Source organism: Halomonas sp. ND22Bw (assembly GCF_003011945.1).
Lineage (GTDB): Bacteria > Pseudomonadota > Gammaproteobacteria > Pseudomonadales > Halomonadaceae > Halomonas > Halomonas halophila.
In genome coordinates this window covers 1-253 of the sequence record NZ_PXWD01001358.1, presented here as the reverse complement: position 1 = coordinate 253, position 253 = coordinate 1, and the positions used below count along the sequence as shown (strand labels likewise).

Genomic DNA, 253 nt, shown 5'->3' with positions numbered 1-253 from the left:
CCTCGACCACCAGCCGGCCTGCGCCGTTCACCGAACCGCCGGTGAGCGCATCGCCCGGCCCCTTCGCCACCGGCAGCGGTTCGCCGGTGAGCATCGACTCGTCGCCCTCCGAACGACCTTCGAGCCCGCGCGCATCCGCAGGCACACGCTCGCCGGGACGCACGGCGAGCGTGTCGCCCTTCAACACTTCGGCCAGCGGCACATCGGTTTCATTCCGCGGCCCGACCACGTGCGCCACCTCGGGCCGCAGTTG

1 pseudogene is annotated in these 253 nt (G+C 72.3%); it reads right to left on the bottom strand.

What is annotated here, in order from left to right:
- Positions 1 to 253: pseudogene (locus CVH10_RS22620) on the bottom strand (heavy metal translocating P-type ATPase); the annotation flags it as partial.